This window comes from Acidovorax sp. 107, from assembly GCF_003058055.1.
Taxonomy (GTDB): domain Bacteria; phylum Pseudomonadota; class Gammaproteobacteria; order Burkholderiales; family Burkholderiaceae_C; genus Acidovorax.
Genome location: NZ_QBTZ01000001.1, coordinates 1,872,826 through 1,887,043, shown reverse-complemented (window position 1 = coordinate 1,887,043; position 14,218 = coordinate 1,872,826). Strand labels below are relative to the sequence as shown.

Sequence of the window (14,218 nt, the reverse complement as noted above, 5' to 3'; positions counted from 1 at the left end):
CACCACAGCACCTGTGCGGTCACCGCCTGTGCGCCGTGTTGGACGCCCCCATGCCATCTTCGGAGTAGCTTTCGCCATGAGTGACAAACCCACCAACAACGCCCCAGAGTTCGCCGCGTCTTCGCTGGAAGCCTGGGCCAAGGCCGCAGCCAAGTCGGCACCGGGGGGCGATGTCAGCGCCCTCAACTGGGTCACGCCCGATGGCATCACCGTCAAGCCGCTGTACACCGCCGAAGACACCGCCAGCCTGCCGTACGCCAACACGCTGCCGGGTTTTGAGCCCTACCTGCGTGGCCCCCAGGCCACCATGTATGCCGTGCGACCGTGGACGATTCGCCAGTACGCCGGTTTTTCGACCGCTGAAGAATCCAACGCCTTCTACCGCAAGGCCCTGGCCGCAGGCGGGCAGGGCGTGAGTGTGGCGTTCGACCTGGCCACCCACCGGGGCTATGACAGCGACCACCCCCGCGTGACGGGCGACGTGGGCAAGGCTGGGGTGGCGATTGATTCGGTCGAGGACATGAAGATCCTGTTTGACCAGATCCCGCTCGACAAGGTGTCCGTGTCGATGACCATGAACGGTGCCGTGCTGCCCGTGCTGGCGGGCTATGTGGTGGCGGCAGAAGAGCAGGGTGTGAGCCAGGACAAGCTCAGCGGAACCATTCAGAACGACATTCTGAAAGAGTTCATGGTGCGCAACACCTACATCTACCCGCCCAAGCCCTCGATGCGGATCATTGGCGACATCATTGGCTACACAGCCAAGAACATGCCCAAGTTCAACTCGATCTCGATCTCGGGTTACCACATGCAGGAAGCCGGGGCGAATCAGGCGCTGGAGCTGGCTTTCACCCTGGCCGACGGCAAAGAATACGTGAAGACCGCCATGGCCTCGGGCTTGGACGTGGACGATTTCGCCGGGCGCCTGAGCTTCTTCTGGGCCATCGGCATGAACTTCTACCTCGAAGTCGCCAAGATGCGCGCCGCGCGCCTCTTGTGGTGCCGCATCATGAAGGAGACCGGCGCCAAGAACCCCAAGAGCCTGATGCTGCGCACGCACTGCCAGACGTCCGGCTGGTCGCTCACCGAGCAGGACCCCTACAACAACGTGGTGCGCACGACCATCGAGGCCATGGCGGCCGTGTTTGGCGGCACGCAGAGCCTGCACACCAATGCGCTGGACGAAGCCATCGCGCTGCCCACCGAGTTCAGCGCCCGCATCGCGCGCAACACGCAGCTCATCATCCAGGAAGAAACCCACATCACCAACGTGATCGACCCCTGGGCTGGCAGCTACATGATGGAGAAGCTGACCCAGGACATGATGGACGCCGCCTGGAAGATCATCGAAGAGGTCGAGGCCATGGGCGGCATGACCCAGGCCGTGGACAGCGGCTGGGCCAAGCTCAAGATCGAGGCCGCCGCCGCCGAGAAGCAGGCGCGCATCGACAGCGGCAAGGACGTGATCGTGGGGGTGAACAAGTACAAGCTGGCCAAGGAAGACCCGGTCGACATCCTGCAGATCGACAACATGAAGGTGCGCGACGGGCAGATTGCCCGTCTGCAAAAGATCCGCGCCACCCGCGACGCCGCCAAGGTGCAGGCCGCGCTGGATGCACTGACTGCCGCCGCCGAAAGCGGCGAAGGCAACCTGCTGGAGTTGTCCATCAACGCCGTGCGCCTGCGCGCCACCGTGGGCGAGGTGTCCGACGCGCTGGAGAAGGTTTTTGGGCGCCACCGCGCCGATACGCAAAAGGTGACTGGTGTGTACGCAGCAGCCTATGACTCGGCCGAGGGCTGGGACAAACTCAAGACCGAAATCAACGCCTTTGCCGAAGAGCAGGGCCGCCGCCCCCGCGTGATGATCGCTAAGCTGGGTCAGGACGGCCACGACCGTGGCGCCAAGGTGGTGGCCACCGCGTTTGCCGACCTGGGCTTTGACGTGGACATGGGTCCGCTGTTCCAGACGCCCGAGGAATGCGCCCGCCAGGCCATCGAAAACGACGTGCACGCCGTGGGCGTGAGCACGCTGGCCGCCGGCCATAAGACGCTGGTGCCCGCCATCATCCAGTCCCTCAAAGACCAGGGCGCCGACGACATCATCGTGTTTGTGGGCGGGGTGATCCCTGCGCAGGACTATGACTTTTTGTACGAGTCGGGCGTGAAGGGCGTATATGGCCCAGGCACCCCCATTCCGGCCAGCGCGAAGGATGTGCTGGAGCAGATTCGCAAGGCGGTGGCGTGACCCCTGCGGCGCTTTTGGAGGGGGTGGTGCAGGGCACGGCGGCGGTGCAACGCCGCGCCATGTCCAAAGCCATCACGCTGCTCGAATCGACGCGGGTGGATCACCGCGCCCAGGCCGATGAGCTGCTCACCGCGCTGCTCCCCCACACCGGCAAGGCCTTCCGCCTCGGCATCAGCGGCGTGCCCGGTGTCGGCAAATCCACCTTCATCGAGGCGCTGGGCCTGTACCTCATCAGCCAGGGCCACCGCGTAGCCGTGCTTACCATCGACCCCTCCAGCACCGTCTCGGGCGGCTCGATCCTGGGCGACAAGACGCGCATGGAACACCTGTCGGTGCATGAAAAAGCCTACATCCGTCCCAGTCCCTCCAGCGGCACTCTGGGCGGTGTGGCCGAGAAGACGCGCGAGGCCATGCTGGTCTGCGAAGCCGCAGGCTACGACGTGGTCATCATCGAAACCGTGGGTGTGGGCCAGAGCGAGATTGCGGTGGCGGGCATGACGGACATGTTTGTACTCATGCAGCTGCCCAACGCGGGCGACGACCTGCAGGCCATCAAGAAGGGCGTGATGGAGATTGCCGATCTGGTGGTCATCAACAAGGCCGACATCGACAAGAACGCTGCTACGCGCGCCGAGGCGCAGATCACGTCGAGCCTGCGCCTGCTGAGCCAGCACGGCAATCCAGAGAACGCGCACCACAACGAAACGCTGTGGCACCCCAAGGTCGTGCAGATCAGCGCGCTGCTGGGGCAGGGCGTGGACAGCTTCTGGGTCGCCGTCACGCAGTTCCGCCAGCTGCAAACCGCCAACGGCCGCCTGGCCACGCGGCGCGAAAAGCAGGCGCTGGCCTGGATGTGGGAGCGCATCGACGCAGGCCTCAAGCTCGCGTTTCGCCAGCACCCCCAGGTCAAAGAGCTGCTGCCCCAGATGCAGGCTGACGTGGCCGCCGGGCGCATTGCGGCATCGACTGCAGCACGAAATCTGCTCCAAGCGCAATCCAATCATGCGCTGGCAGCTATCAAATAAATAGTAGACACCAACCCATTCACCAAAGGACGACCATGCAAGACATCCTGGATCAACTGGAGAAAAAGCGTGCGCTGGCACGCCTGGGCGGCGGGCAAAAGCGCATTGATGCGCAGCACGCCAAGGGCAAGCTCACAGCGCGGGAGCGCATCGAGCTGCTGCTGGACGATGGCACGTTCGAAGAATGGGACATGTTCGTCGAGCACCGCTGCACAGACTTCGGCATGGAGGACAACAAGATCCCCGGCGACGGTGTGGTGACGGGCTACGGCATGATCAACGGCCGCCTGGTGTTTGTGTTCAGCCAGGATTTCACGGTGTTCGGTGGTGCTTTGAGCGAAACGCACGCCGAAAAGATCTGCAAGGTGATGGACCAGGCCATGAAGGTCGGTGCGCCGGTCATCGGCCTCAACGATTCGGGCGGCGCGCGCATCCAGGAAGGCGTGGCGTCCCTCGGCGGCTATGCCGACGTGTTCCAGAAGAACGTGCTGGCCAGCGGCGTGATTCCGCAGATCAGCATGATCATGGGCCCGAGCGCCGGTGGTGCCGTGTACTCGCCCGCCATGACGGACTTCATCTTCATGGTGAAGGACAGCTCGTACATGTTCGTGACCGGCCCAGAAGTCGTGAAGACCGTGACGCACGAAGAAGTGACGGCCGAGGAACTGGGCGGCGCCGTGACCCACACCACCAAGAGCGGTGTGGCCGACATGGCGTTCGAGAACGACGTGGAGGCGCTGATGATGCTGCGCCGCCTGTACAACTACCTGCCGCTCAACAACCGCGAAAAAGCCCCGGTGCGCCCCAGCAATGACCCGGCCGACCGCATGGACCTGAGCCTGGACACCCTGGTGCCCGAGAATCCCAACAAGCCGTACGACATGAAGGAGCTGATCCTCAAGACGGTGGATGATGGGGACTTCTTTGAGCTGCAGCCCGAGTACGCCAAGAACATCATCATTGGCTTTGCCCGCATGGAAGGCCAGACCGTGGGCATCGTGGCCAACCAGCCGCTGGTGCTGGCCGGTTGCCTGGACATCAAGTCGAGCATCAAGGCCGCGCGTTTTGTGCGCTTCTGCGATGCGTTCAACATCCCCGTGGTCACGTTTGTGGACGTGCCCGGCTTCATGCCCGGTACCAGCCAGGAATACGGCGGCATCATCAAGCACGGCGCCAAGCTGCTGTACGCATACGCCGAGTGCACCGTGCCCAAGATCACCGTTATCACCCGCAAGGCCTACGGCGGCGCATACGACGTGATGAGCTCCAAGCACCTGCGCGGCGACGTGAACCTGGCCTGGCCCAACGCCGAGATTGCGGTGATGGGCGCCAAGGGCGCGGTGGAAATCATCTTCCGCGAAGACAAGAATGACCCTGTGAAGCTGGCCGCGCGTGAGGCCGAATACAAGCAGCGCTTTGCCAACCCGTTTGTGGCCGGTGCACGCGGCTTCATCGACGACGTGATCCTGCCGCATGAGACGCGCAAGCGCATCTGCCGGTCGCTGGTGATGCTGCGCGACAAGAAGCTGGAAAACCCATGGCGCAAACACGGCAACATCCCACTGTGAGCGGACAAGGAGCATAAGAACATGTTTACGAAAATCCTGATCGCCAACCGTGGCGAAATCGCCTGCCGCGTCATCGCTACTGCCCGCAAGATGGGCATCAAAACGGTGGCCGTCTATTCCGACGCCGACAAGGAAGCCCGCCACGTCAAGCTGGCCGACGAGGCTGTGCACATCGGCGCCGCGCCCTCGCGCGAGTCGTACCTTCTGGCCGACAAGATCATTGCCGCCTGCAAGCAGACCGGCGCGCAGGCCATCCACCCTGGCTACGGTTTTCTGAGCGAAAACGAAGCCTTTGCCAAGCGTTGCGAAGACGAAGGCATTGCCTTCATCGGCCCCAAGGCGCACTCGATTGCGGCCATGGGCGACAAGATCGCGTCCAAGAAGCTGGCCAACGAAGCCAAGGTCAACACCATCCCCGGCTACAACGACGCCATCAGCGGCCCGGAGCAGGCGGTGGAGATTGCCAAGGGCATTGGCTACCCCGTGATGATCAAGGCCTCGGCCGGTGGCGGCGGCAAGGGCCTGCGCGTGGCGTTCAACGACAAGGAAGCGTTTGAAGGTTTTGCCAGCTGTCAGAACGAAGCCCGCAACAGCTTTGGCGACGACCGTATCTTCATCGAGAAGTTTGTGCAGGAGCCGCGCCACATCGAGATCCAGGTGCTGGGCGACAGCCACGGCAACGTGATCTATCTGAATGAGCGCGAATGTTCCATCCAGCGCCGCCACCAGAAGGTGATCGAAGAGGCGCCATCGCCCTTCATCAGCGACGCCACCCGCAAGGCCATGGGCGAGCAGGCCGTGGCGCTGGCCAAGGCCGTGAAGTACCAGTCTGCTGGTACGGTGGAATTTGTGGTCGGCAAGGACCAGGATTTCTACTTCCTCGAAATGAACACCCGCCTGCAGGTGGAGCACCCGGTAACGGAATGCATCACCGGCCTGGACCTGGTGGAGCTGATGATCCGCGTGGCCGCAGGCGAGAAGCTGCCGCTGACGCAAGCGGATGTGAAACGCGACGGCTGGGCCATCGAGTGCCGCATCAATGCCGAAGACCCGTTCCGCAACTTTCTGCCATCCACCGGCCGTCTGGTGCGCTTTCAGCCGCCAGAGGAATCCATGTTCCAGTCCGACACCAGCAAGAAGCTGGGCGTGCGGGTGGATACGGGCGTGTACGAAGGCGGCGAGATTCCCATGTACTACGACTCGATGATCGCCAAGCTCATCGTGCACGGCACCGATCGCAACGACGCGATTGCCAAGATGCGTGCCGCGCTCAACGGCTTTGTGATCCGCGGCATCAGCAGCAACATCCCGTTCCAGGCTGCGCTGCTGGCGCACCCCAAGTTTGTGACGGGCGACTTCAACACCGGCTTCATCGCCGAGAACTACGGCAAGGGCTTCCACGCCGAAGACGTGCCGCACAGCGATCCGCTGTTCCTGGTGGCGCTGGCTGCGTTCATGAACCGCCGCTACCGCGCCCGCGCCTCGGGCATCAGCGGCCAATTGGCGGGGCACGAGGTGAAGGTGGGTGAGCAGTTTGTCGTCGTCACGCTGGGTGCCGAAGGGCAGAACCAGCACCACGAGGTGACGGTGTCTGATTTTGAAGACAAATCGGGCTCTAGTGCAGTATCTGTAGGCGGTAATAGCTATCAGATCAGTAGCAACGCCACGCTGGGCCAGATCCGGGTGCAGGGCGCGTGCAACGGCCAGGGCTTTACCGCCCAGGTGGAACGCGGTGTGGGCAAGAACCCGCTGGCGCTGCGCATTGCGCACAACGGTACGCAGATCGACGCACTGGTGCTGTCGCCGCTGGGCGCACGGCTGCACAAGCTGATGCCCTTCAAGGCGCCGCCAGACTTGTCCAAATTCCTGCTCTCGCCCATGCCCGGTTTGCTGGTCGATGTGGCGGTGCAGCCCGGCCAGAAGGTGCAGGCCGGTGAGAAGCTGGCGGTGATCGAAGCCATGAAGATGGAGAACATCCTCTTTGCCGCGCAGGATGGCGTGGTGGGCAAGATCACGGCGGGCAAGGGCGAGTCGCTGGCGGTGGACCAGGTGATCCTGGAGTTCGTCTGACGCACGTGCCTTGCAAGGAGGGGCGAAGCGGTGCCGCAGCGGGCACTGCCGCCCCTTTCTTGAGCTCCCGTGGAGCTTTTTTTCGTGTTTTTGGCCGATAGTGCAGGCGATATATACGCCTGCTGCTATCAAATTAATAGTGATGCGTGTGTAGAGCGCGGAGAGTGACTTCCATGACAGCCAGCAGCAATCGTCCGTTCAAGGTCCTGGGGATTCAACAGGTCGCCATTGGCGGCACCGACAAGCAGCGCATGAAAACCCTGTGGGTGGACATGCTGGGCCTGGAGCAGACTGGCACCTTCCAGAGCGAGCGAGAGAACGTGGACGAGGACATCCTTGCCATGGGCCAAGGCGCGTTCAAGGTGGAGGTGGACATCATGCAGCCTCTGGACATCGACAAGAAACCCGCCGTGCACACCACACCGCTCAATCACATTGGCCTGTGGATCGACGACCTGCCCAAGGCCGTGGAATGGCTCACCGCCAAGGGCGTGCGCTTTGCCCCTGGTGGCATTCGCAAAGGCGCTGCGGGCTACGACATCACGTTTTTGCACCCCAAGAGCAATGACGAATTTCCCATTGCGGGCGAGGGTGTGCTGATCGAGCTGGTGCAGGCCCCGGCTGATGTGATCGCTGCGCTGGGCTGAGCGGGCATCCGCAGCCTGCCCTGGCACCCATGGTTTCGCTCCAGCGCGCATTGCTGGCAGGCACCAAGGTGAGCGCCCTGCTGGTCCTCGCGCTGGCAGGGCAGGGCGGTGAGGCAGCAGGCGGCACCGGTGCCTATCCGCTCGACTGGGGCCGGGCGGGAGAAACCCTGCAGTACCGGTCCTGTGGGTGCGCGGACCGCTGCTGGATGGCCGAAGTGAAGCACCTGCGGTCTCGTAAGACGCTGGCCTCCCTGCGTTGTGACTGTGAGCGTCTGTTCGCCCGGGTCGGCAACAGCGGGCCGGAGGTGGAGCACAGCCCCAGCTGCTCCACCATCGACGATGCAGACAACAAGCCCCGCGCCATCCGCGAGGCGCTGGAGCAGATGCTGGGGCGCTGAACAGCTCGGCGTCCATGACCTCGGGCGTCATGGTCACCGGGCCCGGCGGGGCCTACAACGGCGGCACCTTGCCTTTGGTGTCGCCTGCCTATGCAAAAAATCGCTTCTCTGGCCTTGCTGTTAGCAGGTGCCATCCACCTGATTCCCTTGATCGGCGTGCCCAGCGCAGAGCACTTGGCCAGACTCTACGGCGTGACCCCTTCCGATCCGAACATGCTCATCCTGCTACGGCACCGCGCCGTGCTGTTCGGCATCGTGGGTGGGCTCTGCCTGATGGCGGCGTTCAAGCCCGCCTACCAGTGGTTGGGCCTGTTCGTTGGCACGGTCAGCATCCTTTCTTTCCTGCTGCTTGCATGGTTCACCGGCGGCTTCAATGCGCATTTGCAGCGCGTGGTGGTGGCTGATGGCCTGGCCCTGGTGTGCTTGGTGGCGAGCGCTGGGGCCTTGACCTGGTCTGGCCGGGGTGCAACGAGCGGCTAACTTTCATGAACGTCGGAGCGTGCAAGGTGGCACGGGCTGCAAGATAGAGGCCGAAGCCGCCGGTTGCCAGCGCGTTGCTTCGGCGGTTTTGGCGGTGATTTCAACATGCTCTCTAAAGTGGTCAACAGTCGGCTTTTTTGCCGTTCTCGCACAGTGAGATGCCGGCTGTTGAGCACCTGGAAATAGTGGCACCTTTTGTGACCATGTTGAGGGCAGTTGTGCCGAAATCTCCTTCAAAATCATGGTGATAGCGATGCAGGGCGGTGCTTCAGAAGACTCTGAAGTGGCGCCTTGTGTGATCACTGACGCAATGCCTGGTGCTTGCAGCAGCAGGCTCTTGAAAGGACCCCACCCATGGCCAACGCAACCCTCTCCGCCCCGCAGCCCATCCAGGTCCATCGCCCCGTCCCTGCGCCGGCCGTGCAGGGAAAATGGTCGGTGGAGGCCATACAGACGCTGCTCGACAAGCCCCTGATGGACTTGCTGTTTGAGGCACAAACCGTGCACCGCCAGCATTGGCCTGCGGGCGACATCGAGCTGGCCACGCTGCTGTCGGTCAAGACCGGCGGTTGCCCGGAAAACTGCGGCTACTGCCCGCAGGCGGCCGAGTTCGACACGGGCGTGAAAGCCGAAAAACTCATGGAAGTGGACGAGGTGGTGCGCGCCGCCCAGGCCGCCAAGGACGCTGGCGCCACCCGTTTTTGCATGGGTGCGGCCTGGCGTGCGCCCAAGGACCGCGACATCGAAAAAGTCAGCGCGCTGATCGGTGCGGTGAAGGGCCTGGGCCTGCAGACCTGCGCCACTCTCGGCATGCTCGAGTCGCACCAGGCGCAGGCACTCAAAGACGCTGGGCTGGACTACTACAACCACAACCTGGACACCGCCCCCGAGTACTACACCGACGTGGTGAGCACCCGGGCTTACCAGGACCGGCTGGACACACTGCAGAACGTGCGCAATGCAGGCATCAGCGTGTGCTGCGGCGGCATTGTGGGCATGGGCGAGGCGCCGGTGCACCGTGCGGGCTTGATTGCACAGCTGGCCAACCTGCAGCCGTACCCCGAGTCGGTGCCCATCAACAGCCTGGTGCGCGTGCCGGGCACGCCGCTGGCCGACAGCGAGCCCATCGATCCGTTCGATTTTGTGCGCGTGATTGCGGTGGCCCGTATCACCATGCCCAAGGCGCGCGTGCGGCTGTCGGCCGGGCGCCAGCAGCTGGGGGAGGCCGTGCAGGCGCTGTGCTTTCTGGCCGGGGCCAACTCGATTTTTTACGGCGACAAGCTGCTGGTGACGGGCAACCCCGACGTGGAGGCCGATGTGCAACTGCTGGCCAAGCTGGGGCTGAACGGGCACCGCACAACCACCACCACTCTGGACGGGCACAGCCACAGCGTTTGATGCTTTGACTGCGGCGGCGTGCTGGTGCTGGAGGCTGCCGTGACCCTGAACACCGCGCCGCAGCGCTGCGCTATGGCAGAGCGCGGGGCACTGCCATTCAGAGCGGCTCTTCGCGCGAAGTCAGTTCGATGCGTTCCATGGGCAGATCGGCAGCCAGGCGGTCCACCTCGGCCAGCCGCGCGGGCTCGGCATCGGCAAACTTCTGGGCGATGCGCCGGAACTCCTCGGACAGGGTCAGGAAGGCATCGACCATGTCGGGGTCAAAGTGGCTGCCCCGGCCATCGCGGATGATGTCTACCGCCTGCTCGTGGGAGTACGCGGGTTTGTAGACACGTTCGGAAATCAGGGCGTCATACACATCGGCCACGGCCATCAGCCGCGCTGACAGCGGGATGGTGTTGCCCACCAGGCCTTCGGGGTAGCCCGAGCCGTCCCATTTCTCCTGGTGGCTGTAGGCGATCTCCTTGGCATACTGGAAGAACGGGTTGTCGTGGGTGGTGCCCGTCTCGGCGGCAATGATGGCGTCACGTCCCAGGGTGGTGTGCGTCTTCATGATCTCGAACTCTTCCGGCGTGAGCTTGCCGGGCTTGAGCAGGATGCGGTCCGGGATGCCCACTTTGCCAATGTCGTGCAGCGGCGCGGACTTGAAGATGGTCTCGATGGCGGCGTCGGTCAGCTCGTCCTTGAAACGCGGATGGTTCTGCAGGTGGCGGGCCAGCGTTTCCATGTAGTGCTGCGTGCGCCGGATGTGGTTGCCGGTCTCGTTGTCGCGCGTTTCGGCCAGTGAGGCCATGGCACGGATGGTGGCGTCCTGCAGCTCGGCCATGGCCCGGGTGCGGTTGGCCACCTCTTGCTCCAGAAAATGATTGTGCTGGGCCAGAAAATCGCGCGCGCGCTTGAGCTGCAGGTGGTTGCGCACCCGGGCCATCACGATGGCGGGGTTGATGGGCTTGGTGATGTAGTCCACCGCGCCCAGCTCCAGACCAATGCTCTCGTCGTCGGCCGCACTCATGGCCGTCAGGAAGATGACGGGGATGTCTTCGGTGTCAGGGTTGAACTGCAGGCGGCGCAATACCTCATAGCCGTCCATGTCCGGCATCATGATGTCGAGCAGGATCAGGTCGGGCTTGCTCTCGCCCGCCACGATCTGCAGGGCGCGCTCGCCACTGGGTGCCAGTTTGACCTTGTAGTCGGTGCGCAGGAGGTCGCTCATCAGCGACAGGTTGTCGGGCGTGTCGTCTACGACCAGCACCGTGCATTTGCCGCTGGGCGCGAATGGGCTATTCATGAACCGGGTCCTCCTTGTGGTCATTGGGTGCCATGGGGACCTGGCGCAGTGCAGCCAGCGCCCCCACAAAGTCGTAGCTGTCCAGCGCCCGCTTCATCTGGCCGTACACCGGCCCTAGCAGGGCCTGCAGGGTGGTGGCCGATTGCTTGAAGACCTCGATGGCATCGGAGTCGTCATCAGACAGCAGGGCATCCAGTTGCGTCACCAGCTGGCGTGCGGCTGCGGTGTCGATCGGCTGACCTTCGGCGGCGCCCGCACTGGCAAGGTCCTCTGCGGGCACCGCCTGTTGTAACGCTGCGACCAGCGCCTGGCAAGTGGCTTCTACCGGCTGCAGCAGCGAATCCACCGCATCGGGTGCGGCTTGGTTCGCGATGGCTTCCTCCACCCTTTGCGCCAGGGCCGCCAGGGCCGTGGCACCAATGGTGCCGGCCGTGCCTTTGAGTGTGTGCATGGCGCGCTGGGCCTCGTCGTGCTGCCCGGCGGCCAGGGCGGAACGGGTGGCTTGCACCGCGTGGGCTTGCCCTGCCACAAACTTGCGCAGCAGGCCCTCGTAGGCGGGGCGTTTGTCCAGTACGCGCCGCAGGCCGGCTGTCACGTCGAGCCCTTGGATGTGGCGCAGCGCGTCATCGGTGGAGGGCACGGGGGCGGGAGGGGGCGATGCCTGTGGATTGGAGGAGTTGCCCGCTGCTTGCCCCTGAAGGCCGGTGCCTGCATTGTGTGCCTCGGCCGCACCCGTGGCCCGCGGCGCAATCCACTGCAGCAGGGAGGCAAACAGTTCGTCCGGGTCGATGGGTTTGGCCAGGTGGCCGTTCATGCCCGCTTCCAGGCACAGGTCCCGGTCGCGGCTCATGGCGTTGGCCGTCATGGCCAGCACGGGCAGCTGCGCCCAGGCAGGGTTCTGGCGCAGGTGCCGGGTGGCGGTCAGACCGTCCATCACGGGCATTTGCATGTCCATCAGCACCAGGTCGTAGGGGGCCTGCGCCAGCATGTCCAGCGCCACCTGTCCGTTCTGGGCGACATCCACCACCAGGCCCGCGCCGGTCAGCAACTCGGCACCCACCTGCTGGTTCAGGTCGTTGTCGTCGACCAGCAGCACCCGCGCGCCGGCAATGGCGGACAGGTGCGCGCCACGCCGGGGTGTTTGTGAGCCACGCCCATCAGATGACCGGGCCTGCCCGCCCAGCGCCTGCATGGCGGCATCAAACAGTTGAGAGGGGCTGACGGGCTTGGACAGCATCAGCGAGAGTCCGGCGCGTTCCAGTTCGTGCTGCACGTCGTCGCGGCCCGCGGCGGTCACGATGACCGTGTGGGGCGGGCGCTGCAGGCGGGCCAGAGCGCGGTGCGTGTCAAACCCGTCCATACCGGGCATTTTCCAGTCCACGAACGCAATCTCGCAGGGGCGGCCAGCCTGTTCGGCAGCGCGCGCCTGGGCCTCTGCATCCTGTCCTGAGGAAGCCGTGGTGACGGCAAAGCTCATGCGGGTCAACATTTCGCTCAGGATATGTCGTGCCTGCTCGCTGTCGTCCACCACCAGCACATGCCGCCCGCGCAGGTCGGGGGTGGGCAGGAGTGGGGCGTGGCTCGGGGCACCCAGACCCAGACGTGCGGTAAACCAGAAGGTGCTGCCCGCCCCGGGTTGGCTTTGCACCCCCACCTCGCCGCCCATCAGCTCCGCCAGCTTCTTGGAGATGGCCAGCCCCAGGCCTGTGCCGCCATATTTACGCGTGGTGGAGGTATCGGCCTGCTCGAACGAGCGAAACAGCCGCGACTGCTGCTCGGGCGTGAGGCCAATGCCCGTGTCCTGCACCTCAAAGCGCAGCAGCACGCCGCCGCCGTCGCGCTCTGTTTCGGTCACCCGCACGATGATTTCGCCCGCGTCGGTGAACTTGACCGCATTGTTGGCGTAGTTCACCAGGATCTGCCCCAAGCGCAGCGGGTCGCCGCGCAGGTCGTCGGGCAGGGCAGGGTCCACATCGAAGAGCAGTTCCAGGCCCTTGTGGGCGCATTTGTCGCTGACCAGGTTGGCCACGTTGTCCAGCACGCCGCGCAGGTCGAAGTCCACTACCTCCACTTCGAGCTTGCCGGCTTCGATCTTGCTGAAGTCCAGGATGTCGTTGATCAGGCCCAGCAAGTGCTGGCCGGAGCGCTGGATCTTCTCTACATAGTCGCGCTGGCGCGGTGTGAGGTCGGTGCCCAGGGCCAGGTGGCTCATGCCGATCACTGCGTTCATGGGGGTGCGGATCTCGTGGCTCATGTTGGCCAGAAAGTCCGACTTCATCTGCGACGCGTCCTCCGCGCGGGCGCGGGCGATCTCCAGCTCGTCCTCATGCTCTCTCAGGGATGCGTTGACTTTTTGCAGTTCGACGGTGCGCTCGGCCACGCGCGCCTCCAGGGCCTCTTCGTTGCGCTTGAGGGCTTCGACCAGCTCGTTCTGGGCTGCCATGGCCTGGGATGTGGCCTTTTCGCGTTGCAGGAACTGCCGCGCCATGGCAAAGGCCAGCAAGAACGTCAGCAGCGCCTGGAACGCGGTGAGCCCGGTGGTCAGCAATGTCTGGTACTTGACCTCGGCATTGCGCGAGTCGCCCAGCAAGGCAGACACACGCGAGGCGCTGAGCGAGAGCTCTTGCACGGTCTCGCGCAGGCCGTCCAATTCGGTGCGCAGCCGCCGCATATTGGTGTGGCTGGAGGTCGCATCCACGCTGGCGCCAAAGTAGCTGTCGCCCGCTGCCACAAACTGCTGCAGAGCCGCCAGCGCCTTGCCGTAGATGGGCTCCTCCTGCATCAGCGTGCGGGAGGTGCCGCTTTCCAGCGCGCTGAAACGGCTCAGAAACAGGTCGTACCGCAGCTCCAGCCTGTCCATGGTGATGCTGGTGGGGTCCAGCTCGAACTGGTGCAGGGCGTGGTCCAGCTTTTCGTACTCGACATTGAGCTGCAAGAACGACCACAGCGCGTTGACGTCACCGCGCCGCATCACGGCCTCCACGCTGCGGTACTGGCTGTACTGCACAGCGGCAATGGCCACATAGGCCAGCACCAGCCCCGCAATGATGAGCCGCAGGATGTGTTGGCTGCGCAGCATACGGAGGGTTTGGAGCGGGG

The 14,218-nt window shown here is 64.1% G+C and carries 10 protein-coding genes; 8 read left to right on the top strand and 2 right to left on the bottom strand.

What is annotated here, in order from left to right; all coding sequences use genetic code 11:
• Positions 1–76 precede the first annotated feature (76 nt).
• From scpA to bioB, 8 genes are all read left to right on the top strand, one after another.
• Positions 77–2,245 carry a methylmalonyl-CoA mutase gene (scpA, locus tag C8C99_RS08975; protein ID WP_108625536.1) on the top strand — a complete coding sequence of 723 codons (2,169 nt, stop codon included), beginning with the start codon at positions 77–79 and terminating at the stop codon, positions 2,243–2,245.
• Positions 2,242–3,270 (top strand): methylmalonyl Co-A mutase-associated GTPase MeaB, encoded by a 1,029-nt coding sequence (meaB, locus tag C8C99_RS08970; RefSeq protein WP_108625535.1) that lies wholly within the window; start codon positions 2,242–2,244, stop codon positions 3,268–3,270. Before scpA ends, meaB begins: the two co-directional genes overlap by 4 nt.
• Before the next feature lie 35 nt (positions 3,271–3,305).
• A complete protein-coding gene (locus C8C99_RS08965; protein ID WP_015014134.1) occupies positions 3,306–4,838 on the top strand; it encodes an acyl-CoA carboxylase subunit beta in 1,533 nt (510 codons plus the stop codon).
• Positions 4,839–4,859: 21 nt separating this feature from the next.
• The gene (locus C8C99_RS08960) at positions 4,860–6,908 is read left to right on the top strand and encodes an acetyl/propionyl/methylcrotonyl-CoA carboxylase subunit alpha (RefSeq protein WP_108625534.1); all 2,049 of its coding nucleotides are present in this window, start codon (positions 4,860–4,862) and stop codon (positions 6,906–6,908) included.
• A gap of 173 nt (positions 6,909–7,081) precedes the next feature.
• On the top strand, positions 7,082–7,555 hold the full coding sequence (locus tag C8C99_RS08955) for a VOC family protein (protein ID WP_056644619.1): 474 nt from the start codon (positions 7,082–7,084) through the stop codon (positions 7,553–7,555).
• A gap of 29 nt (positions 7,556–7,584) precedes the next feature.
• On the top strand, positions 7,585–7,953 hold the full coding sequence (locus C8C99_RS08950) for a hypothetical protein (protein WP_056644616.1): 369 nt from the start codon (positions 7,585–7,587) through the stop codon (positions 7,951–7,953).
• Between the two features lie 90 nt (positions 7,954–8,043).
• Complete coding sequence (locus tag C8C99_RS08945) at positions 8,044–8,433, top strand: phosphopantetheine adenylyltransferase (protein WP_108625532.1); 390 nt, start codon at positions 8,044–8,046, stop codon at positions 8,431–8,433.
• A gap of 354 nt (positions 8,434–8,787) precedes the next feature.
• Positions 8,788–9,831 carry a biotin synthase BioB gene (gene bioB / locus C8C99_RS08940; RefSeq protein ID WP_108625531.1) on the top strand — a complete coding sequence of 348 codons (1,044 nt, stop codon included), beginning with the start codon at positions 8,788–8,790 and terminating at the stop codon, positions 9,829–9,831.
• 97 nt (positions 9,832–9,928) lie between these two features.
• On the opposite strand, the gene C8C99_RS08935 is transcribed toward bioB, so the two are convergent.
• Both C8C99_RS08935 and C8C99_RS08930 read right to left on the bottom strand, forming a co-directional pair.
• Complete coding sequence (locus C8C99_RS08935) at positions 9,929–11,119, bottom strand: two-component system response regulator (protein WP_108625530.1); 1,191 nt, start codon at positions 11,117–11,119, stop codon at positions 9,929–9,931.
• Complete coding sequence (locus C8C99_RS08930; protein ID WP_108625529.1) at positions 11,112–14,198, bottom strand: response regulator; 3,087 nt, start codon at positions 14,196–14,198, stop codon at positions 11,112–11,114. The genes C8C99_RS08935 and C8C99_RS08930 overlap by 8 nt, the downstream gene beginning before the upstream one ends.
• Positions 14,199–14,218: the final 20 nt, after the last annotated feature.

Excerpts from the sequence above, each read along its gene's own strand:
- bioB (WP_108625531.1), top strand. The coding sequence starts at position 8,788 with ATGGCCAACGCAACCCTCTCCGCCCCGCAGCCCATCCAGGTCCATCGC.
- C8C99_RS08955 (WP_056644619.1), top strand. The coding sequence starts at position 7,082 with ATGACAGCCAGCAGCAATCGTCCGTTCAAGGTCCTGGGGATTCAACAG.
- C8C99_RS08960 (WP_108625534.1), top strand. The coding sequence starts at position 4,860 with ATGTTTACGAAAATCCTGATCGCCAACCGTGGCGAAATCGCCTGCCGC.
- C8C99_RS08935 (WP_108625530.1), bottom strand. The coding sequence starts at position 11,119 with ATGAATAGCCCATTCGCGCCCAGCGGCAAATGCACGGTGCTGGTCGTA.
- C8C99_RS08965 (WP_015014134.1), top strand. The coding sequence starts at position 3,306 with ATGCAAGACATCCTGGATCAACTGGAGAAAAAGCGTGCGCTGGCACGC.
- scpA (WP_108625536.1), top strand. The coding sequence starts at position 77 with ATGAGTGACAAACCCACCAACAACGCCCCAGAGTTCGCCGCGTCTTCG.
- C8C99_RS08930 (WP_108625529.1), bottom strand. The coding sequence starts at position 14,198 with ATGCTGCGCAGCCAACACATCCTGCGGCTCATCATTGCGGGGCTGGTG.
- C8C99_RS08945 (WP_108625532.1), top strand. The coding sequence starts at position 8,044 with ATGCAAAAAATCGCTTCTCTGGCCTTGCTGTTAGCAGGTGCCATCCAC.
- C8C99_RS08950 (WP_056644616.1), top strand. The coding sequence starts at position 7,585 with ATGGTTTCGCTCCAGCGCGCATTGCTGGCAGGCACCAAGGTGAGCGCC.